We start from the raw sequence: 21,430 nt of genomic DNA on the forward strand, positions 1-21,430 counted from the left end.
ACGCTGTTCTACTTGCTGTTGACAGGTGGCCGTTAATGTATTATCTTGTCCGTTCGATTCATTAGCTGATAAGTTCGCTGAACTTCATCGTTTTTGCCTCATCAAACCGCCGGTCCACCGCCTCGTGCGCGCCGCGACTGTAGCAGGGAGAGATAAAGAATGCGTAGCGATACTATTACCCAGGGCCTGGAACGTACTCCTCACCGCGCTCTTCTCAAGGGGACCGGCCTCCCCCAGAGCGAAATGGGTAAACCCTTCATCGGCATTGCCACCAGCTTCACCGACCTGATCCCCGGCCACGTCGGGATGAGGGATCTTGAGCGTTTCATCGAAAAAGGGGTCCACACCGGCGGCGGTTACTCCTTCTTCTTCGGTATCCCCGGCGTTTGCGACGGGATCTCCATGGGGCACAAGGGGATGCACTACTCCCTGCCGACCCGCGAACTGATCGCCGACATGGTGGAGTCGGTGGCCGAGGCGCACCGCCTCGACGGCCTGGTCCTCCTCACCAACTGCGACAAGATCACCCCGGGCATGCTGATGGCTGCCGCCCGCCTCGACATCCCCTGCATCGTCGTTACCGCCGGCCCCATGATGAGCGGCCGCGGCGACGCCGGCAGGAAATACTCCTTCGTCACCGACACCTTCGAGGCCATGGCCCGCTACAAGGCCGGCGTGATCGACGACCAGGAGCTTGCCCGTTGCGAGGAGAACGCCTGCCCCGGCATGGGCTCCTGCCAGGGGCTTTTCACCGCCAACACCATGGCCATCCTGACCGAGACCCTCGGCATGAGCCTTCCGCGCTGCGGCACCGCGCTGGCCGTCTCCGCCTTGAAGCGCCGCATCGCCTTCGCCTCCGGCGAAAAGATCGTCGACATGGTGCGTAACGACGTAACCCCGCGCTCCATCCTGACCCGCGAGGCCTTCGAAAACGCCATCCGCGTCGACCTGGCGCTGGGCGGCTCCTCCAACACCGTGCTGCACCTTCTGGCCATCGCCCACGAGGCGGGCGTCGAGCTCCCGCTGGAGACCTTCGACATCCTGGCCAAGGAGACCCCGCAGCTTGCTTCCATGAACCCGGCCGGCGAGCACTTCATGGAGGACCTCGATGCGGCAGGCGGCGTCGCCGGTGTGCTCAAGCAGCTGGGCGACAAGATCCACGACTGCCCGACCGTGTTCGGGATGACCACCAAAGAGATCGCCGCTAGCCTCCAGGCCGTCGACGAAACCGTCATCCATCCGCTCTCCGCTCCCGTCAAGAAGGAGGGGGGGATCGCGGTCCTCTTCGGCAACATCGCCCCCAAAGGTGCCGTGGTCAAGCAGTCCGGCGTCGGCGAGAAGATGATGAAATTCACCGGCACCGCCCGCTGCTTCGATTCCGAAGATCTCGCCATGGCCGCCATGATGGGTGGCGTGGTGAAGGGCGGCGAGGTGGTGGTGATCCGCTACGAAGGCCCCAAAGGCGGCCCGGGGATGAGGGAGATGCTGGCCCCGACCGCGGCGCTCATGGGCCTTGGCCTGGGCGACTCCGTTGCCCTCATCACCGACGGCCGCTTCTCCGGCGGCACCCGCGGCCCCTGCATCGGCCACATCTCTCCGGAGGCTGCGGTGGGTGGCCCCATCGCCCTCATCGAAGACGGCGACAAAATCGAGCTCGACATCCCGGCCCGCACTCTCAAAGTGCTCGTGAGCGACGAAGTCCTGGCGGATCGCAAGACCCGCTGGAGCGCACCCGAGCCGAAGATCAAGAAGGGCTGGCTCTCCCGCTACGCCAAGGTTGTCACCTCGGCCCACACTGGCGCCATTACCACGGCGGAGTAAAACACCCCGACCCCCTTTACCGAAGGGGCAGAGGCTGGCCTCCCTTTACCGAGGGCTGGCAGGCTTCAGGGGACTTGGTTGTTTTTCAAGTGGTCTTTCGTCTTACCGGACGCGGGATCTAACATAGCCGGCAGACCAACTGCCGCAGTATGGGGGTAAACCAATGAAAATGAACGGAGCACGAATCGTACTGGAGTGCCTCAAACGGGAGGGGGTCGACACCATCTTCGGCTATCCCGGAGGTACCGTCATCAACCTCTATGACGAGCTGTTCTCCTTCAAGGAAATCAGGCACATCCTTCCTCGTCACGAACAGGCCGGCGTTCACGCCGCCGACGGCTATGCCCGGGCCACCGGCAAAGTCGGCGTCGCCCTGGCCACCTCCGGTCCCGGCGCCACCAACACCATCACCGGCATCGCCACCGCCTACATGGACTCCATTCCGATGGTGATCCTGACCGGGCAGGTGCCGACCGCGCTGATCGGCAACGACGCCTTCCAGGAAGCCGACATCATCGGCATCACCCGTCCCTGCACCAAGCACAACTTCCTCGTGAAGGACGTGAAAGACCTCGCCGTCATCATGAAGAAGGCCTTCTACATCGCCCGTACCGGCCGTCCCGGTCCGGTGGTGGTGGACCTCCCCAAGGACATCCAGATTGCCCAGACCGAGTTCGAGTACCCGGAAACGGTGGATATCCGCGGCTACAAGCCGACCGTGGAAGGTCATCCCAGGCAGATCGAGAAGGCGGTCGCCATGATCGCCCAGGCCAAGAAGCCGGTCATCTACGTCGGCGGCGGGGTCATCCTCGGTAACGCCTCGGAAGAGTTGACCACCCTGGCCAAACAGCTCGACATCCCGGTCACCACCACCCTCATGGGCCTTGGCTCCTTCCCTGAGGACCATCCCCTCTCCCTGGGGCTCCTCGGGATGCACGGGACCTACTACGCCAACATGGCGGTCTCCCACTGCGACCTCCTGATCGCGGTGGCTGCCCGCTTCGACGACCGCGTGACCGGCAAGATCGCCTCCTTTGCTCCGCATGCCAAGATCATCCACCTCGACGTCGACCCGACCTCCATCAAGAAAAACGTGAGGGTCGACCTCCCGATCGTCGGCGACGTGCGCGAGGTGCTGACCCAGATGCTCAAGGTGACCGACGCCAAGAATAAGGACCTTGCCGCCGCCAAGGAAGGGTTCGCCTCCTGGAAGGCCGAAATCGACGAGTGGAAGAGCAAGCACCCGATCACCTACCGGCAGACCGGCTCCACCATCAAGCCGCAGTACGTGATCCAGAGGCTCAGGGCCCTCTCCGACCCGGACGCCATCGTGGCCACCGACGTCGGGCAGCACCAGATGTGGACCGCCCAGTTCTTCGGTTTCACCATCCCCCGCACGCTGCTTTCCTCCGGTGGCCTTGGCACCATGGGGTTCGGTCTGCCTGCCGCCATGGGCGCCCAGGCCGCCTTCCCGGGCCGCCAGGTGATCGCCATCTGCGGCGACGGCGGTTTCCAGATGAACATGCAGGAACTCGCCACCATGGTCCAGAACCGCCTGGACGTGAAGATCGTCATCCTCAACAACAACTTCCTCGGGATGGTGCGTCAGTGGCAGGAACTGTTCTTCGACAAACGTTACTCCTCCACCTGTATGGAGCTTCCCATCGATTTCATCAAGCTTGCCGAGGCGTTCGGCGCGGTCGGCCTCAGGGCCACCAAGGTCGACGAGGTCGACGAAGTCATCACCAAGGGCTTCGCCACCAAGGGACCGGTGCTGATGGAATTCAAAGTTGCCCGCGAAGAGAAGGTGCTGCCGATGGTTCCGGCCGGCGCTTCGCTCACCGAAATGGTGCTGGCATCCTGATCGGGATCACTTCTACAGACAGATACGGAGGGAATACATGAGACACACCATTGCAGTGCTGGTCGAGAACGAGTTCGGCGTCCTTTCCCGGGTGGTGGGACTTTTTTCCGGGCGAGGCTTCAACATAGACTCTCTTACCGTCGCCCCTACCAATGACGAGTCCCTTTCCCGGATCACCGTGGTGACCCGCGGGGACGAGCAGATCATCGAGCAGATCACCAAGCAGCTCAACAAGCTGATCGACGTGATCAAGGTCATCGACTTCGAGGCGGAGAACGCCATCGAGCGGGAGATGGTTCTGGTCAAGGTGAACGCCGAGGAGCAGAGCAGGGCCGAAGTGTTGAGGATCGCCGACATCTTCCGCGCCAAGGTTATCGACGTCACCCCCAAGTCGTACACCCTGGAGGCCACCGGCACCCCCGCCAAGGTAAGCGCCATGATCGAGCTGCTCCGTCCGCTCGGCCTGAAAGAGCTGGTCTCCACCGGCCCGGTCGTCATCGGCCGCGGGGCCAAAGGCTGGAAAGGGTAGACCTTCCCGCCTAGTTCACACATGAGGTTATTGAATGCGCAATACTAACACCCCGGTAGCTTTCGAGGGGTTCCCGTTCATCCTGGGATTTCTGGCCGCCACCGTTCTTTTTGCGGTGGCCGGCCAGTTTCTTCACCCGGCCTTCTACGCTCCCGCCGTCCTGGGAGCCCTGCTGACCCTTTTCACCGTCTTCTTCTTCCGTAACCCCGAGCGCACCACCCCGGCCAACGAGCAGGCGGTCATCGCCCCTGCCGACGGCGTGGTGATCTTCCTCGGCAAGGCGGTCGAGCCGCACACCAAAAAGGAGATGGAGAAGGTCAGCATCTTCATGTCGGTCTTTAACGTCCACATCAACCGTGCGCCCATCGACGGCAAGGTGGTGGACGCTTTCTACACCAAGGGGAAGTTCTACGACGTCCGCGACGCGCGGGCGACGTTCGAGAACGAGCAGCAGGGGCTGGTGATCGATACCGCCAACGGGGCACGGATGGTAGTCGTGCAGGTGGCCGGCCTCATCGCCCGCCGCATCGTTTGCTACGCCAAGGTTGGCGATCTGCTTGCTAAAGGTCGCAGGTACGGGCTCATCCGTTTCGGGTCCCGGCTGGACGTGTACCTTCCGGCCGGAACCGCCATCAAGGTCGCCATGGGACAGAAGACCGTCGCAGGGGAGACCATCCTGGGGATACTTCAGTGAACGAAGAGCAGGCCACGATAGAGAGGGAGGGGATGCGCAAGGGGATCTATATTCTCCCCAACCTCTTCACCGCCGGAAGTCTTTTCGCCGGCTTCTACAGTATGGTCTCCACCATCAACGGTGACTACCGGACCGCCGCCCTCTGGGTGCTGGCCTCCTCCGTCTTCGACGGGCTGGACGGCAAGGTGGCGCGGCTCACCGGTACCGCCTCCAAGTTCGGGGTGGAGTTCGACTCCTTGGCCGACGTGGTTTCCTTCGGGGCGGCCCCGGGGCTTCTGGTCTACTGCTGGGCGCTTAGGCCCTTCGGAAGGCTCGGCTGGCTGGCCGGCTTCCTCTTCCTGGCCTGCGCGGCGCTCCGGCTCGCCCGCTTCAACGTCCAGGTGGACACCGTGGAGAGCAAGCGCTTCGTCGGTCTTCCCACTCCGGCCGCGGCCAGCATGGTATCGGCCACCGTGCTCTTCTTCTTCCACATGCACTGGCCGAGCACCTACAACAAGCTCCCGGTCATCATCCTGATCTACTTCCTGGCGCTGCTCATGGTCTCCAACGTCCGCTACTACAGCTTCAAGGACCCGAGCCTGATCAAGCGGCAGCCGTTCGCCTTCCTGGTGCTGGCGGTGCTTTTGCTGATCGTGATCGCCGCCGAGCCGGCCGTCATGTTCTTCACCGTATTCATGTGCTACATCCTCTCGGGTCCGGTGGGGTTCGTGATGACCTGGCCGCGCAGGCGGCGGCTGGAGAAGGCGCTCCACAAGAGGCACGAGGAGATGCTCAACTCGGGCAAAAGGCCGCAGTAGGCAGCGCGTCCCCCCCCTTGTCAAAGGGGGGAGTCTTCACGATTATTGAAACATCGTTTGTAGAAAACCCTTGACACGCGTCGGGGGTTTTCCTATTATCGCCGAAATCGTCAAAGGCATTGACGAGGAGTAGTAGCCTTTCTCTTCCTCTCCAGAGAGCCGGTGGTCGCTGCGAACCGGTGTGGAAGCAAGGCGAACTCGCCTCCGAGCCGCCGTGGTGAAGAGCCGTAAGATCGGCTTTAGCCTCGGCCGTGCGCCCGCGTAAAGGGCTAACGAGGTCCGCCGTCATGGTGGACGAACAAGGGTGGTACCGCGGAAGCTTTCGAAGCCTTCGCCCCTTACTGGGGCGGAGGCTTTTTTCGTTTCCGGACCTTAAGCCAGCGGCCGATGGCTTTTGACCGGATATCTGGGATAATCGAGAGATAGATCAATGAGTTTCTCTCCAACAGCAGTTTAATAATACGACAGGGGGAAGATTGTGAACAAAACGGAACCAAAGACCATCAAGATCTTCGACACCACACTCAGAGACGGGGAGCAGTCCCCGGGCGCCAGCATGAATATCGAGGAGAAGCTCCGCCTCGCGAAGCAGCTGCAGAAACTCAACGTGGACGTGATCGAGGCCGGCTTCCCGATCGCTTCGGAGGGTGACTTCGAGGCGGTGAAGAAGATCGCCCAGACCATCTCCGGTCCTGAGATCGCCGGCCTTTGCCGCTCCGGTTTCAAGGATATCGACCGTGCCTGGGAGGCATTGCAGTACGCAGGCGAGCGCGGAAGGATCCACACCTTCATCGCCACCTCCGATATCCATATGAAGTACAAGCTGCAGATGACCCCGGCCCAGGTGCTGGAGTCGGCCGTCAAGGGTGTCAAAAGGGCCAGCGGCTACACCAAGAATGTCGAGTTCTCCTGCGAGGACGCGGTAAGGACCGACCGGAAGTTCCTGGCCGAGGTGGTGGGCGCGGTCATCGACGCCGGCGCCAAGGTGGTCAACATTCCCGACACCGTCGGTTACACCATCCCCTTCGAGTACTTCGATATCATCAAGTACCTCAAGGACAACGTGAAGAACATCGACGATGCCATCATCTCCGTCCACTGTCACAACGACCTCGGCCTCTCGGTGGCCAACTCCATCGCCGCCGTCCAGGCGGGTGCGGGGCAGGTCGAATGCACCATCAACGGCATCGGCGAGCGCGCCGGTAACTGCTCGCTGGAAGAGTTCGTCATGGCTATCAAGACCCGTGGCGACATCCTTCCGTTCAAGACCAACGTGGTGACCGACCAGCTGACCCCGGCCAGCCGCCTGCTGACTGCCGTGACCGGCATCGTGGTCCAGCAGAACAAGGCCATCGTCGGTGCCAACGCCTTCGCCCACGAGGCGGGGATCCACCAGCACGGCATGCTGATGGAAAAATCGACCTACGAGATCATGACCCCGGAATCGGTCGGCCTCAAGGCGAGCGCCCTGGTGCTCGGCAAGCACTCCGGCCGCCACGCCTTCAAGAAACGGCTGGAAGAGCTCGGTCACGACCTGGACGAGGACAACCTGAACAAGGCATTTACCCGCTTCAAGGCCCTGGCCGACCTCAAGAAGGAAGTGTACGACGAGGACCTGGAGGCCATCGTGGCCGACGAGGTGATGAGGGTGAAAGAGAAGTACAAGCTCTCCCACATCACCGTGACTTGCGGATCCTTCGCCGTGGCCACCGCCACCGTTCAGATGGAGATCGACGGGCTGCAGGTGAGAACCGCCGAGCTGGGCGACGGCCCGGTCGACGCCACCTTGAAGGCCATCAAGAAGCTCGCCAAGGTGGACCCGAAGCTGGTCCAGTACAACGTCGGCTCCATCACCGGCGGCACCGATGCCCAGGGCGAGGTTGCCGTCAGGGTTTCGGAAGGCGAGAAGAACGTGATCGGCCGTGGCGCCTCCACCGACATCATCGAGGCCTCCGCCAAGGCGTACATCGACGCGCTCAACAGGCTGGCCGTGGCCACCGCCAGGGACATCGAACCGCTGTGAAACGAAACAAGTTCCAGGCTCTAGGTTCCAGGTTGAACTGCTGAAAATCGGAAGGGGATTGGCTCCGTAGGTGCCAATCCCCTTTTGTCTGTCTCCGGCGGGGCGGACCAAATCCTCCTCTCCTTCAAGAGAACCCCATCCTCACCTTGTCCCTCCCCTTGAAGGGGAGGGGACCCGTGGCGGCACCACCCTAAACTGTTTGCCGGTTCGTTTGCCCAATTGCCACTCCGTATGCCCAACTGGACCGACCAAAAACTCGATTGCCGCTTCGTTGTGCCCAGTTGGACCAATGGATAAGTTTAGTGACTCTCTCGTCGAAGGAGAAGGAACACTCGGCGGAACACCGAGCCGGCCGGATTGGCTACCTCGGCAAAGAGAGGGGCCGAAACGAAAAAAGCCCCGCCGGAGGTTCCGGCGGGGCTTTTCTACTGGGTGGCTTAAGACTTAGCCGATCTTCTTGACGTTAGCAGCCTGCAGACCTTTCGGCCCGTTGGTAACGTCGAAGGAGACGGATTCCCCTTCGGCCAGGGATTTGAAGCCTTCGCCGGTGATGGCGGAGAAGTGAACGAACACGTCTTCACCATTCTCCTGCTCGATGAACCCGAAACCCTTAGCGTCGTTGAACCATTTTACTTTGCCCTGTGCCATTTTTCCTGCCTCCTTTTGTTACCTCCGGATCTCAGCCGGATCTACGATGGTTGCTGCGTTTTCCGGAGATATAGGTGCCTCAAACGGCACAAAGGAGGTGCTCTCCTTGGCTTTTCGGCGTATCCGTCTCGGAAACCAGCGGCGTCGGGAAAAAATTAACATCGTATAATAAGCTTGTCAAGAAAATATTTTCTTCATAACCGCTATCTAGTTTTTCGAAAGGAGACCGGGGTCAGAAGGTGTTAAGCCGCCGTATGAAGGCGATCAGCAGCCCGTAGTGCTGGTGGTGGAAGCGGAAACCGAGCCTGGGGAGGGAGAGCAGGTCCGGCTCGTCGGCCTCTTCCGGGCGAGGCGCTATGGCTTGGATGCGGCTCCCCGAAAGGCGCAGTTCCGGGAACTCGTTTTCGAGCATCTCGATCTGGTCGGTGGTGAGCTCCTTGGTGAGCCTGATGATGAGCTCGCCGTTGACGAAACGGATGGAGTGGTAGTTGGTGTAGAAGTCGTCGATGACCTGGACGGCCTCTTCGTAGCTCTTGGTGATGGTGAAGATCGAGAAGTCCTCGGCGGAGATGAACCCCTTGAGAAGCAGTCGCTCCTTCATGAATCTGAACCAATGCTCCCAGTAGCCTTCCTCGTCATCCACCAGCACCAGGGGCTTGGGCGAGGTCTTGCCGGTCTGGACCAGGGTGAAGACCTCCATCGCCTCGTCGAGGGTACCGAACCCGCCGGGGAAGACGGCGATGGCGTCGGATTCCTTCACGAAGGCGACCTTGCGGTTGAAGAAGTACTTGTAGGTGATAAGGCGCGGGTTCTTGACCATGACCGGGTTGGCCGACTGCTCGAAGGGGAGCTTGATGTTGGCGGCAAAGGAGTGATCGCTCCCGGCCCCCTCGTTGCCCGCCTGCATGATGCCGCCACCGCCGCCGGTGATGATCATGTACCCCCGCTCGGAGAGGAGCTTGCTGAAGCTCATGCACTTTTGGTACATCTCCTCCTCGGGAAGGGTGCGGGCCGAGCCGAAGATGGTGACTTTTTTGGTGTGACGGTATGGGGCGAACACCAAGGTGGTGTAGCGCATCTCCTTCATGGTGTTGCTCAGGAGCTTTAAATCGGCAAGGTAATCGGTGTCCTGTCCGGCTTTGAGGGCGGAGATAATCATCTCCCGAGCCAGTGCCGGGTGATGAATTCCCCCTGCTTTGTCGAGCAGTTCGTCGATCAGTCTGTCAATTTCGTCGTTGGTTCTGGTAAAGCGCAGTTGCATATAGGAATGCTCCCGTATTGGAATGGGGATCTATTATAACATGCCGAAACTTTAAGGCAAATGTTTAATATCGTTGAACAATTATTAATTTGATTTGTTGCTTTGCTTTCGGTTATTGTGGCAACCATGACAATTTTATTCCACTAACGTAAAAGGAACGCCACCCATGGGTATGACAACCGCACAGAAGATTTTCGCGGCCCATCTTGTCGATGAGCCGTTTGCCGGGACCAAGGTGCTGAAGGTCGACGTGGTGATGTGTCACGAAATCACCACCCCGATCGCCATCGCCGACCTGATGGCCCGCGGCAAGGACCGTGTCTTTAACACCGGCAGGATCAAGGCCGTTATCGACCACGTCACCCCGTCCAAAGACTCCAAAACCGCCACCCAGGCGAAGATGCTCCGCGACTGGGCCCGCCGTCACGAGATCAAGGACTTCTTCGACATCGGCGCCAACGGCGTCTGCCACGCCATCTTCCCGGAAAAGGGGTTCATCCGCCCGGGCAACACCGTGATCATGGGCGACTCCCACACCTGCACCCACGGCGCCTTCGGTGCGTTCGCTGCCGGGGTCGGGACCACCGACCTGGAAGTCGGTATCCTCAAGGGGGTCTGCGCCTTCCGCGAGCCGAAGACCATCAGGGTCAACCTGAACGGGGCCCTCCCCAAGGGGGTCTACGCCAAGGACGCCATCCTCCGCGTGATCGGCGAGCTGGGCGTGAATGGCGCCACCGACCGCGTCATCGAGTTCGGCGGCCCGATCGTCTCCTCCATGTCGATGGAATCCCGCATGACCCTTTGCAACATGGCCATCGAGGCGGGCGGCACCTCCGGCATCTGCATGCCGGACATGGTTACCGTCGAATATCTCTGGCCCTTCATCTCCGGCGACTTCGCTTCCAAGGACGAAGCGCTCAAGGCCTACTCCGCATGGTGCTCCGACGCCGATGCCCAGTATGAAAAGGTCATCGACCTCGACCTCTCCAACCTCACCCCGCTTTGCACCTTCGGCTACAAGCCGGACCAGGTGAAGAGCGTGACCGAGATGGAAGGGACCCCCATCGACCAGGTCTACGTCGGCTCCTGCACCAACGGCCGTCTCGAAGACCTGAGGATCGCCGCCCAGGTGCTGAAAGGGAAGAAGATCGCCCCCAACGTCCGCGGCATCCTCTCTCCGGCCACCCCGCAGATCTTCAAGCAGGCTACTGCCGAGGGGCTCATCGATATCTTCATGGAAGCCGGTTTCTGCGTCACCAACCCGACCTGCGGCGCCTGCCTCGGGATGAGCAACGGCGTGCTGGCCGAGGGCGAAGTCTGTGCCTCCACCACCAACCGTAACTTCATGGGTCGCATGGGCAAAGGCGGTATGGTCCACCTGCTGTCGCCGGCCACCGCCGCGGCCAGCGCCATCGAGGGTAAGATTGCCGACCCGCGCAAATACCTCTAACTGACAAGGAGATCGAGATATGAAGAGCTTTGGCGGCCCGGCCCTCTTTCTGGACCGTAGCGACATAAACACCGACGAAATCATCCCGGCCAAGTACCTGACCGAGATCACCAAGGAGGATCTGAAGCCGTACCTCCTGGAAGACCTGAAACTCCCCGGTTTCGACCCGAAATCGGAAAAGACCCTTAAATCGGGCGTGGTCGTTTCCCGCGCCAACTTCGGCTGCGGCTCCTCCCGGGAGCACGCACCGTGGGTCTTCGAAGTGAACGGCATGAACGTGGTCATTGCCGAGTCCTTTGCCCGCATCTTCCGGCAGAACATGTTCAACTGCGGTATGGCGGCCATCGAGCTTCCGGCCGATCAGATCGAGCGCCTGTTCGGCTATGCCGGTGCGGCGGACGCCTCCATCGACGTTGATGTCGAGAACCAGAAGCTGACCGTTGCCGGCGGCGGGAAGAGCGAAATCATCCAGTTCGACCTCTCCCCCTTCGACAAGGCGCTGGTCCTGGCCGGCGGCTGGGTCGACTACGCGGACAGCAAGTACTAGTAACGCGCAGAACCCAAAATCCCCCATGGTGAAATAGGTCCCCCCTTTAACAAGGGGGACTTTTGAGCCGACTCTCCCTCCCCTTCAAGGGGAGGGCAGGGGAGAGGATGGGGGGGGGATCCCTGCCGGAAAAGATCTACGAGGCAGAAGGCAATGAGTCTTCTGCCTCGTTTTTTTGTGGTATTGTATCTGGTCCTCTGTTTTTCTCTGCGATAAGCTTACCTTTCGGTAAGCTAAACCACGTTTTTTATTGACTATGCCTAATTGCAGACGTTAGTATTCCTCCTTATGTCTTTCATCCAGCGGGTTACCAGGATTCTTCTGCCAGTCGTCGCAGTGGCCATTGCGGCGCTCGTGTCCCTTCCTGTCCCGCGTTGCGAAGCGGCGGAAGCGGCTGATCGGGGAACTATTTTCACCCTCTGGCCGCTGCTCGATTACCGGACCAGCCCGGCCGAGGGGTTCAGCAACCTCTCCATCCTCGGCCCGCTGATCAAGATCGAGACGAAAGGCGAGGAGAAAGAGACCGCCTTTCGTCCCTTCTTCTACCGCACCGATAATCTCAAGAACGAGACGACCTCGACCTATTTCCTGTATCCCTCGGCGTTTTTCGAGACGACGCCGCTGGCCGATACCTACGAGGTCTTCCGGCTCTTTCAGAAGACCGATTACCGTAAGGACGAAGACGGGAAGAAGGAGCAGGGGACGATGCTGTTCCCGTTCTACATCTCCGGGCGCTCGGAGAGCCACGGGGAGTACCGCTCCTACTTTCCCTTCTACGGCGATATCTACGACCGCTTCTGGCGGGACGAATACCACTTCGTGATGTTCCCCTTCTACGGGAGCACGGTGAAGAAGGGGACCACCACCCGGCATTATCTCTGGCCCCTCTTCTCAACCACCTCCGGTGAGAAGGAGAGCGGTTCCGAGTTTTTCCCCCTCTACGGGCAGTCGGCCAAGGAAGGGGTGTACCGCAAGCACTACCTCATCTGGCCGCTGTTCACCTGGGGGGATACCGGGCTCAACACCGATAACCCGAAGTCGGAGGTGACCTTCTTCCCGCTGTACTCCCGGATGGAGTCGCCCAAGGCAAGCTCGCGGAGCTACCTCTGGCCGTTCATGGGGTACAAGGTGGATCGGGAGAAGAAGCAGGAGGAGGTCGATTACTTCTGGCCCTTCGTCTCCACCATCCGGGGAGAGAAGCGGAACTCGAACAACTTCCTTCCTTTGTACTCGCACGACCAGTACACGGACGGGGAGAAGAGCTGGTACCTCTGGCCGCTGTACCGGCACGAGGAGCTCCACTCCAAGGAGTTCGACCGGGAGACCGACCGTGTCCTCTTCTTCCTGTACCGGGGGAGCCGCGAGACCTGGCCCAAGGACGGCCGCGACCGGGTGAGCCGTGCGCTTTGGCCCCTGTTCCTCTACAAGAGGACGCCGAGCGGCATCTCGTCCATCTCGCTTCCCGCTCCGGTCGAGCCGGTGCTCTTCGACAAGGAAGGGATCGAGAAGAACTGGGCCCCGCTCTGGCGGCTGTACCAAAGCCGCTGGGACGAGGACGGCAACTCCGCTACCTCGTTTCTGTGGAACCTATACTGGAAGGAGCGCCGGGGAGAAGAGCTCGCTTACGAGCTCTTCCCGCTGGTCTCCTACCGCGGGCTGAAGACGGAGAGCGAGTTCAAGCTCTTGAAGGGGCTGTTCGGCCTGAAACGTACCGGCGACGAGCGGGAGCTGACCCTGCTCTGGATCCCGTACGGGCTGAAATGGGGGAAGAAGTGACCAAGTTCCTGGAGCCGTTGGGGAAGAGGATACTCTATTTTCACCAGGTACTCGGTGAGATGCTCATCCTCCTGTGGAAGACGCTTTACTACTTCCGCGAGGCCCCCAGAAACGTGCAGAGCATCCTGACCCAGATGGCGATCATCGGCTACGACACCCTCCCGGTGGCGGCCGTCATGGCCTTTTTCGTCGGGATGGTGCTGGCCCTGCAGACCGGGGTCGAGCTCCAGAAGTACGGCGGGCAGAACATCATCGGCGCCATCGTCGGCCACTCCATGGTGCGCGAGCTCGGGCCGGTCATGACCAGTTTCCTGGTGGCCGGCCGGGTCGGCTCCGCCATGGCTGCCGAGCTCGGGGTCATGACGGTGTACGAGGAGATCGACGCCCTGAAGACGCTGGACATCGATCCGGTCCGCTACCTGGCCATGCCGCGCTTCATCGCCTGCATCATTTGCGTGCCGGCCCTGGTGATCTACTCGGACTGCATCGGTATCGTCGGAGGGGCGCTCATCAGCAACCTGCACCCGCAGATCTTCGTCTCCTACGCGACCTATTACGACAGTCTCACCGCCGCGTTGAAGATCAAGGAGATCGGGATCGGTCTCACCAAGGCGGTGGTCTTCGGTTCCATCGTAGCGCTGGTCGCCTGCTACGTCGGCTTCGCCACCTCGGGCGGCGCCCGCGGCATCGGCCAGTCCACCACCAGGAGTGTGGTACTCTCTTTCATGCTGATCCTGGTCGCCGATTACGTGCTGACCAGGGTGCTCATGTAGGGGCGGGCCCGGTAAGGCGCCTGTTTCCCCTTTCGGTGCATTTTTTCTGTGCCGCCCGTAGTACGGAGGGTTTTTGCTTATGGCTATTTCGGTAGAAAAGAAGGTCGGGATCTTTTTCATCCTCGGCCTCGTCGTGCTCGGGGTGCTTCTCGAGGTGGGGGAAAAATGGAACCCCTTCGAGAAGAACGTCCCCTACAAGACCTACCTGTCGAGTATCACCGGCCTCAAGGTCGGCGACCCTGTCCGCTTGGCCGGGGTGGACGTCGGCCGCATCACCCATATCCAGATCCTGACCGACAAGATCGAGATCGATTTCGAGGTGAAGCCGGGGACCCAGATCAAGACCGACACGGTGGCGGGGCTGAGGCTCACCAACCTCCTCGGCGGCCAGTTCCTCGGGCTCTCGTTCGGCTCTCCGCAGGCGCCGTCTCTGGAACCGGGCGGGACGGTGCGGGGCAAGGACGTGGCCAACATCGACATCATCGTCGATAACCTGAGCGACGTGGTGAAGGACGCCAAGAACCTGGTCAACAGCCTCAATAAGAACCAGGACCGGGTAATGAAGCAGGTCTCGGACATCCTGGGCGCCAACAGCGGCAGTATCACCGAGTCCCTCTCCAACATCGCGAGCATCACGAGGAAGTTCGACCGGGGTGACGGTTCGCTCGCCCTGCTGCTGAACGACAAGACCCTCTACCAGGACGCCAGCAGCACGATGACGAGCTTCAAGCACATCGCCACCAGGATCGACAACGGCGAAGGGACGCTCGGGAAGCTGGTCAACGACGACACCATGTACCGCGACGCGTCGTCGGTGGTTGCCGACCTGAAGACCGGCGTGAAGGATCTCAACGCGGGCTTCAAGGACTTCAAGGACATCACCGGCCAGATCAACCGCGGGGAGGGGACTCTCGGCAAGCTTGTGAAGGACGATACCCTCTACAACGATCTGCGCGACGCCTCCAAGAACGTCAAAGAGGTCACCCAGAAGATCAACTCCGGCCAGGGAACCATCGGGCGGCTGGTCAACGAGGATCAGCTCTACCGCGATACCACCGCCACTCTCAAAAAGGCGGAGCGGGCCATGGAAGGGCTGGGGGACACCGGACCGATCTCGGTGCTGGGGTCGATCGTCGGGACGCTCTTCTAACGGACGGGCCGGGGGCTTCCTCTTCGAGAAGGGGAGGGGGCGGGGCTCGACGGTGGTTAAAATCCCCCCTGTCCCCCCTTTGACAAGGGGGGGACCTGCTTCCCTCTTCACTCTGGAATTCCCGGAAGCACCTTCGCAAACGAGGGGCTCGGGCTGGCGGAGACGCTGGATCTTTTGATTTCGAACGCGCGACCGGTTGGGTTCACGCTTATCGGGCGCGGGCAAGTGGAAGGATGTAATGGCTGATTGGTTGAACGTGGCGGTGGGTACCTTTACCATGCGCCCCTACGTATTTGCGTTTTTCGCGAGCTATCTCGTGGCGGCGGTTTTGCACCTCGGGTGGCGAAAGACTCTCTGGTTCACGGTGGTCGGCTACCTCATCGCCTTCGCCTCCGAGTTCTCCTCCATCAACAACGGTTTCCCCTACGGCTGGTACTACTACATCGATACCACCAAGAGCCGTGAGCTCTGGATCGCCGGCGTCCCCTTCTTCGACTCCCTTTCCTACGTCTTTCTCTGCTACTGCAGCTACTGCGCGGCACTGCTGGTGCTGGCACCGGTCAAGCGCGTCAAGGGGGACCTGGTCCTTTTGGAAACCGGCCGCATCCGCCGTTCGCTGTCGGCACTTTTGCTCGGTTCCCTCTTCCAGGTTTTCCTCGACATCATCACCGACCCGGTGGCCCTGCAGGGGCACCGCTGGTTCCTGGGGCAGATCTACGGCTACCGGGAGGCCGGCGTCCATTTCGGGGTGCCCTTCTCCAACTACCTCGGCTGGTGGCTGGTGAGCGCGGTGATGATCGCCGCCTTGCAGCTGATCGACCGCCTGGTGGGAAAGGGGAAGGAGAAACCGGCCGGGATCGTCCGGGCCCCCTACCGTGCCCTCTATGCCCCCTTCCTCTACCTCTGCGTGGTCGCCTTCAACCTGTCGGTCACCTGGTACATCGGCGAAAACCTGATGGCCGTCACCGGTGTCTATATCTTCACCCTGCCGGTCGTGATGGCGGTGGTCCTTCTGGCCAAGAAGATCAACCGCTACCATAAGGACGAGCTTGCCGATCACCTGCGGGAGTTCCCCTGGTCTCCTGCCTCCTCGGGTGGGGCAAGCCACGGCTGGGGCGACTGATTGTCTTGCAATTGAGTGGGCCATCCAGCTGCACCGGAATAGGCCTCGACTGGAGATGCTATGAACGATGGGAAGCAACGCTGGCAACGCACCTTCATGGAGTTCACCGATGCCCTGTCCCAGCTCGAAGAGGCCATCAAACTGAAGGAGCAGCGGGAGCTCACCCCCGTGGAGCTGCAGGGGCTCATCAAGACCTTCGAGTTCACCCACCAGCTCGCCTGGAACGCCATGATGGAGTTTTTCGAGTACGAGGGTACTGAACTGGTGGGCTTCCGGGACGTGACCCGGGAGGCGTTCGAACGGGGGCTCATCAGCGCAGGGGACAAATGGCTGGAGATGATCAGGAGCAGGAGAAAAGCGGGCAACAGCTACCTCAAGGTGGTGGCCGACGAGCTCTGCGAAACGGTGGTCGCGGTCTACGCCCCGCTCTTCTCCGAATTCCGCTCCACCATGCGGGAACAGATGCAGGGCAATTAATAGCCTTTACAACATCATCAGGAGGAAACATGAAACATACAGTGGCCATCGCGTTGACCGTGGGAGCCCTCATCGGTGCGGCCGGTGCCGCCCTTGCCGCCGATAATGTCTCGCTCCCCAAGGGATACGAGAAATGGGCGAAGAGCAAGGCGAGGGTTGAGCCGGACAGGAAGTCGATGTTTTATGGCATCCACTACATCTACGTCGACAAGAAAGCCATGAAAGGGTACAAGACCGGCGGCACCTACCCCGAGGGGAGCCAGTTCGTGGCGGTCAACTACTCGATCAAAAACGAGGGGGGCAAGCAGGTCCCCGGCAAGAAGACCATGATCGTGGTGATGAAGAGGGACAAGAAGCAGACCGCCACCGGCGGCTGGCAGTTCGCCGGCTTCTCTCCCGATGGCAAGCCCTCCGGTCTCGACCCGGTCCGCGACTGCTTCGGCTGCCACGAAAAAGACGCCAAAGACCGCAACTTCGTCATCTCCACCTACGCCAACTTCAAGTAGTTCTCCCTTGTCAGGGCCCCTCCCTTCCCGGGTGGGGCCTTACCTTTTTCCCGGAATACCGGTCCTCACCCCGGCCCTCCCTTTGAAGAGGAGGGAGCCTTCCATTTTCTCCCCGTCGTACCGGCAGCCCGCATCGTTTGGATGTCTTAAGCATTCAAGTTCTAGCTGAAGTACCGCCCAATGTTATAATCGTTGTGAGCACTTCCAACCGCATACCAACAGGAGTGAGTGACAATGAATCAAAATCTGCCGGCCGTTCATCTTACCACCCTCCCCAATGGGATTCGTGTGGTGACTCAGAGAGTGCCGCACATGCAAGGCGCCGCCATCGGGATCCGTATTGACAGCAGCACCAGGAACGAGACCCGGGATTCCGGAGGAGCCTCCCATTTCATCGAGCACCTACTCTTCAAGGGGACACCTTCCCGCAGTGCCGACGAGATCATGGACGACTTTAACAGGATCGGGGCGCGGGCCAATGCCTACACGAGCCAGGAGGAGGTCTTCTTCTATGCCATCTCGCTCGCCTCGGTGATAGCCCCGACTTTCGAAATCCTGGCGGACATGTACCTCAATGCCACCATGCCGCACGCCGAGGTAGAGAAGGAGCGGGGGGTGGTGCTGCAGGAAATATCCATGAACAGCGACACCCCCGGCCGTTTCATCTACAACCAGTTCCACCAGGGGTTCTGGCGCAACCATCCCCTCGGGACCCCGATTTTGGGCACCGCCGAGACTATCTCGTCCATCCCGCGCGACCGCCTTTTGGAGCACAAGTTTACCAACTACCTCTCCGGCGGGACCATCGTCTCGGTGGCAGGCGACGTGGAGCACGAGCGGATCGCCGACCTGGCGCACCGCCTCCTCTCCTCCCTTCCGACCGGCATCCCGGCGTCCAGCGTTGCGGAGCCGGGATGGCAGCCGTCGGTGGCGGAGAGCGCCCATTACGAGCGGCCGATGGAGCAGACCCTTTTCTACATGGGGTATCCGCTTCCCCCGGCCGGCAACGAGCACCGGCACAAACTGGCCGTCTTCAACCAGATCCTCGGCAGCGGCATGAACTCGCGGCTGTTCCGGGAGGTCCGCGAGCGCAGGAGCCTCGCCTACACGGTCTACTCCATGATGTCGACCTATACCGACACCGCCGGACTCATGATCCACTGCGGGACCAGTGCGGAGCGCGCGCAGGAGGCGGTCGACGTCTGCCATGCCGAGGTGATGAGGTTCTGCGAGGAGAGGGTGACCGACGATGTGATGGAGGCGGCGAAGGAGCAGATCCGGAGTAACCGCCTGATGGCGCTGGACGACGTGGAAACCCAGGTGAGAAGGATCTCCAATACCACGTCCCTTTTGGGAGCGCCGGAGGCGATCGCCGATTCGCTTGAGGCCCTGGCGGCGGTGAATGCCGACGAGGTCAGGGAGATGGCACAAAAGCTCCTGGCCAACGTGGTGCCCCGGGTGGAATCGGTCGGTCCGGGGAAAGGTCCGAAGGAGCCGAGGTAGGCGGGGGGGAAGTCCCCTCACCCGGCCTCCGGTGATCCTCTCCCCAAAGGGCGGGGGGATACGTCTATGCGGTACCAACGAAGAGGGCGGCCTGCCAGGCCGCCCTTTTCACTTTCCTTCCTTTTCGACTTTCCTGTTGGTCTTCGCCTCTTTGAAGGCCTTCAACTGGTTCATCTCCTTCTGATAGCAATCCGGGCAAAGGCCGTGGCTAAAGAGTGCCTCCGAGTGTTCGGAGATGTACAGTTCCAGCTGCTGCCAGCTTTCGTGGTCGTTGCGAATCTTCTTGCAGATCCCGCAGATGGGGATGACCCCCTCCAGCCGCTTCACCAGGGCGAGCGCCCTCTCCAGTTCGCTCACTTTTCCCTCCAGTTGGCGGGTCCGCTCCTCGACCTGTGCCTCGAGGTCGGCAGCGTAGCCTGCCAGCCGGTCGCGTGCGCTCTCGACCTCGCTCAAAAGGCTGTGGGTGTAGGTGTCGAAGACCAGCGTGATGTCGAAGTAGAGGAGCTTGTCCAGCGCGCGGCAGGTGGCCACCACCCTCTCCGGCTCGTCGATCCCTTTCTCCAGCGCCCGGAAGAGAATCTCTTTCAAAACCCTCATCGCGGAAAGGTAGAGCTTCGGTTGCACGCCCACCTGCTGGTGGAGAAGGCCGATCCGTAGGCGGTTGGTGACGTAGGCGAGGCCGGTGGCACCGTCGAACAGTTCCAGGATGTAGTTTCGCTGGGTTGCGTGGAGGTGCTGGAAAGTGTCGCCGTCACCGATCAGGGCGGCGACCTCATGGTCGGAGCCTACCACGGCGAAAAACTCGGCGACGATCTCTTCCAGCTGTCGCTCGATGCAGGGCCTGCACCCTGCCAGGAGGGCCATGTCGCCGCTGCCGAACTGCACCAGTTGTTTCCTCCGTGCAATTTCGGATTCGGTGACACAGATTTTACTGAATATGGCGTCGCTTACGATCCTTATCATTGCTACCTAAGTGAAACCAGAACAGTTCATCGCTACTGTCCGTTCATTGCGGTACCTGATGAAAAACAGTCTACGCCGCCGCGCAGTACTGCTGGATAGCTTGCCTGCACTACAAGCCATTGTATCGTACCGGACTCTCGCGCCTCAAGATAAATAATTCATGGATGCGGTGGCGCCTACAGTCTCATTGGAGGAAACCTGCCGACCAGGGTCCGCTCCCACCAGAACCCCTCGCGGCGCCTGGCCGTCCGGCCGGTGAACCGGTAGCGGTAGACGGTGACCCGGATGAAGGTGGGCAGAAGATGCTCGGGCAGAGGAGGAGATCGATCCTCCCGCCGCCTTCCTTGCGAAGAGCGGAGAAATAGGTGGAGATGGGAAGGATGCCCCCGGTGCCGAACAGCCCGCGGGCCTGGACCAGCAAAGAGGCGAAGGGCAGGAAGTAGACGGCGCCCAGAAGACGCGGGAAGAGCCAGGGGAGGAATTGTTGGGGCTGAGGGATCACCGGAAGTGCCTCCTCGCGCTCATGATAGCATGCCCCGACCACCCGGCCCACCCGGCCCACCCCTGTTGCGGAACTCCCTCCCCCTTGATGGGGAGGGGTGGGGTGAGGGGGAGTCCGGCTGTGGCATTCCGGTGGCGGGTTCCCCCACCCCCTGCCCCCCTCCCTCAAGGGGAGGGGGAACCTTCCGCCGTATGCAAAGGGGGAGTGCGTAATGGAGGGTAGCAAACGGTAAAGGCCCGCATGGCAATGGGCGCCAGGCGGGCCTTGGTCAGTTGTCGGGGGGAAAGGTCAGTGCATCAGCTCCGGGTCGCCGGCCAGGTGAGGGAAGTGCTCGTGGTGGATTTCGTGGTCGAGCTTGCCGATCTTCCCGCAGGTCGGGCAGAGGTATTTCTCACCGGAGTCCTCGACATCGTCTTTGGCACAGGATGAAGACCAGGACTTGATGTCACAGGACCGGTCAGCGGGTTCTTCGATAGGATTTTTCTGGATGGTTCCCATACTGCGTCCTCCTCTCTGGCTTTTGCTCCATTATAACATGGCGCGGCTACCGTCAGCGAGGTAGTCAGATCCCGATCACCAGCTGGCTCAACTTCAGTATCTCTTTCCCGAAGGCGCCCGTTTCGTAGTTGGAGAGCGTCTCGAAGACGAATTCCCCATCCACCGGTTTCTCGGGGTCGACGATGCGCGCCACCGGTTCCGGAGCTTCCGGGAGATCGCTCTTCTCCAGCTTGGGATCGGGGGCGTAACGGCACAACCTCGCCCGATGGTCGTCGGTGAGCCCGTCCAGGGGATAGCTCAGCTCCCCTGAATCCCAACATGCACCCTGACCTGCCAAGGGGTAGGTTCTGTCGGTTGCGTTGAGGAACGAAACGCAACGATCACTGCCAATATGTTTGAAAGCAGGGAGGTGACATTGGGGGCGGAACCGGGGGAAGTATGATGTCGTGGCAGGTGCTGCTGGCACTCGGGCTTTTGCCGCTGTTCGCCCTGCTGCCGGTCATCATGCATCACCTGGCTAAGTAT

Annotated in this window: 21 protein-coding genes and 1 other annotated feature; of the genes, 15 read left to right on the forward strand and 6 right to left on the reverse strand. The window is 60.8% G+C overall.

The window, feature by feature from the left end; translation table 11 throughout:
• Positions 1-159: 159 nt before the first annotated feature.
• From ilvD to L4X63_RS22200, 6 genes are all read left to right on the forward strand, one after another.
• Complete coding sequence (ilvD, locus tag L4X63_RS22175) at positions 160-1,821, forward strand: dihydroxy-acid dehydratase (RefSeq protein WP_250680856.1); 1,662 nt, start codon at positions 160-162, stop codon at positions 1,819-1,821.
• 163 nt (positions 1,822-1,984) lie between these two features.
• Positions 1,985-3,685: a biosynthetic-type acetolactate synthase large subunit gene (gene ilvB, locus L4X63_RS22180; RefSeq protein ID WP_250680857.1), complete on the forward strand. Its 1,701-nt coding sequence runs from the start codon at positions 1,985-1,987 to the stop codon at positions 3,683-3,685.
• Positions 3,686-3,722: 37 nt separating this feature from the next.
• Positions 3,723-4,214, forward strand: a complete 492-nt coding sequence (ilvN, locus tag L4X63_RS22185) for an acetolactate synthase small subunit (protein ID WP_250680858.1) — start codon at positions 3,723-3,725, stop codon at positions 4,212-4,214.
• 34 nt (positions 4,215-4,248) lie between these two features.
• Positions 4,249-4,908, forward strand: a complete 660-nt coding sequence (locus L4X63_RS22190; RefSeq protein WP_250680859.1) for a phosphatidylserine decarboxylase family protein — start codon at positions 4,249-4,251, stop codon at positions 4,906-4,908.
• Between the two features lie 32 nt (positions 4,909-4,940).
• Positions 4,941-5,705: a CDP-diacylglycerol--serine O-phosphatidyltransferase gene (gene pssA, locus L4X63_RS22195; RefSeq protein WP_250680955.1), complete on the forward strand. Its 765-nt coding sequence runs from the start codon at positions 4,941-4,943 to the stop codon at positions 5,703-5,705.
• Between the two features lie 110 nt (positions 5,706-5,815).
• Positions 5,816-6,047: a binding site (T-box leader), on the forward strand.
• Between the two features lie 136 nt (positions 6,048-6,183).
• Positions 6,184-7,728 carry a 2-isopropylmalate synthase gene (locus L4X63_RS22200; RefSeq protein ID WP_250680860.1) on the forward strand — a complete coding sequence of 515 codons (1,545 nt, stop codon included), beginning with the start codon at positions 6,184-6,186 and terminating at the stop codon, positions 7,726-7,728.
• Positions 7,729-8,172: 444 nt separating this feature from the next.
• On the opposite strand, the gene L4X63_RS22205 is transcribed toward L4X63_RS22200, so the two are convergent.
• Both L4X63_RS22205 and L4X63_RS22210 read right to left on the reverse strand, forming a co-directional pair.
• Positions 8,173-8,376 (reverse strand): cold-shock protein, encoded by a 204-nt coding sequence (locus L4X63_RS22205; protein ID WP_199393895.1) that lies wholly within the window; start codon positions 8,374-8,376, stop codon positions 8,173-8,175.
• A gap of 232 nt (positions 8,377-8,608) precedes the next feature.
• Positions 8,609-9,637 carry an LOG family protein gene (locus L4X63_RS22210; RefSeq protein WP_250680861.1) on the reverse strand — a complete coding sequence of 343 codons (1,029 nt, stop codon included), beginning with the start codon at positions 9,635-9,637 and terminating at the stop codon, positions 8,609-8,611.
• Positions 9,638-9,803: 166 nt separating this feature from the next.
• On the opposite strand from L4X63_RS22210, the gene L4X63_RS22215 reads away from it, so the two are divergent.
• From L4X63_RS22215 to L4X63_RS22255, 9 genes are all read left to right on the forward strand, one after another.
• Positions 9,804-11,087 (forward strand): 3-isopropylmalate dehydratase large subunit, encoded by a 1,284-nt coding sequence (locus L4X63_RS22215; protein WP_250680862.1) that lies wholly within the window; start codon positions 9,804-9,806, stop codon positions 11,085-11,087.
• Between the two features lie 19 nt (positions 11,088-11,106).
• Positions 11,107-11,634 carry a 3-isopropylmalate dehydratase small subunit gene (locus L4X63_RS22220; protein ID WP_250680863.1) on the forward strand — a complete coding sequence of 176 codons (528 nt, stop codon included), beginning with the start codon at positions 11,107-11,109 and terminating at the stop codon, positions 11,632-11,634.
• Between the two features lie 288 nt (positions 11,635-11,922).
• On the forward strand, positions 11,923-13,410 hold the full coding sequence (locus L4X63_RS22225) for a hypothetical protein (RefSeq protein WP_250680864.1): 1,488 nt from the start codon (positions 11,923-11,925) through the stop codon (positions 13,408-13,410).
• Positions 13,407-14,183, forward strand: coding sequence for an MlaE family ABC transporter permease (locus L4X63_RS22230; RefSeq protein WP_250680865.1), 777 nt, complete (start codon positions 13,407-13,409; stop codon positions 14,181-14,183). Before L4X63_RS22225 ends, L4X63_RS22230 begins: the two co-directional genes overlap by 4 nt.
• A 79-nt stretch (positions 14,184-14,262) precedes the next feature.
• A complete protein-coding gene (locus L4X63_RS22235) occupies positions 14,263-15,333 on the forward strand; it encodes an MlaD family protein (RefSeq protein ID WP_250680866.1) in 1,071 nt (356 codons plus the stop codon).
• A 238-nt stretch (positions 15,334-15,571) separates the two neighbouring features.
• Positions 15,572-16,456 carry a carotenoid biosynthesis protein gene (locus L4X63_RS22240; RefSeq protein WP_250680867.1) on the forward strand — a complete coding sequence of 295 codons (885 nt, stop codon included), beginning with the start codon at positions 15,572-15,574 and terminating at the stop codon, positions 16,454-16,456.
• Positions 16,457-16,516: 60 nt separating this feature from the next.
• Complete coding sequence (locus L4X63_RS22245) at positions 16,517-16,933, forward strand: HI0074 family nucleotidyltransferase substrate-binding subunit (RefSeq protein ID WP_250680868.1); 417 nt, start codon at positions 16,517-16,519, stop codon at positions 16,931-16,933.
• A gap of 29 nt (positions 16,934-16,962) precedes the next feature.
• Positions 16,963-17,439 (forward strand): cytochrome P460 family protein, encoded by a 477-nt coding sequence (locus tag L4X63_RS22250; RefSeq protein WP_250680869.1) that lies wholly within the window; start codon positions 16,963-16,965, stop codon positions 17,437-17,439.
• Between the two features lie 234 nt (positions 17,440-17,673).
• Complete coding sequence (locus tag L4X63_RS22255; protein ID WP_250680870.1) at positions 17,674-18,942, forward strand: M16 family metallopeptidase; 1,269 nt, start codon at positions 17,674-17,676, stop codon at positions 18,940-18,942.
• A 108-nt stretch (positions 18,943-19,050) separates the two neighbouring features.
• Here the strand turns inward: L4X63_RS22255 and L4X63_RS22260 are convergent, their stop codons facing one another.
• The 4 genes from L4X63_RS22260 to L4X63_RS22270 all read right to left on the reverse strand — a co-directional run bounded on the left by L4X63_RS22260 (position 19,051) and on the right by L4X63_RS22270 (position 21,242).
• A complete protein-coding gene (locus L4X63_RS22260) occupies positions 19,051-19,905 on the reverse strand; it encodes a protoglobin domain-containing protein (protein ID WP_250680871.1) in 855 nt (284 codons plus the stop codon).
• A 184-nt stretch (positions 19,906-20,089) separates the two neighbouring features.
• The gene (locus L4X63_RS24040) at positions 20,090-20,467 is read right to left on the reverse strand and encodes a lipase maturation factor family protein (RefSeq protein WP_502799941.1); all 378 of its coding nucleotides are present in this window, start codon (positions 20,465-20,467) and stop codon (positions 20,090-20,092) included.
• 228 nt (positions 20,468-20,695) lie between these two features.
• A complete protein-coding gene (locus tag L4X63_RS22265) occupies positions 20,696-20,905 on the reverse strand; it encodes a hypothetical protein (protein WP_250680872.1) in 210 nt (69 codons plus the stop codon).
• 64 nt (positions 20,906-20,969) lie between these two features.
• Positions 20,970-21,242, reverse strand: coding sequence for a hypothetical protein (locus L4X63_RS22270; RefSeq protein ID WP_250680873.1), 273 nt, complete (start codon positions 21,240-21,242; stop codon positions 20,970-20,972).
• Positions 21,243-21,430: the final 188 nt, after the last annotated feature.

The sequence above is a fragment of the Geomonas sp. Red32 genome (assembly GCF_023652955.1).
Classification (GTDB): Bacteria; Desulfobacterota; Desulfuromonadia; order Geobacterales; family Geobacteraceae; genus Geomonas.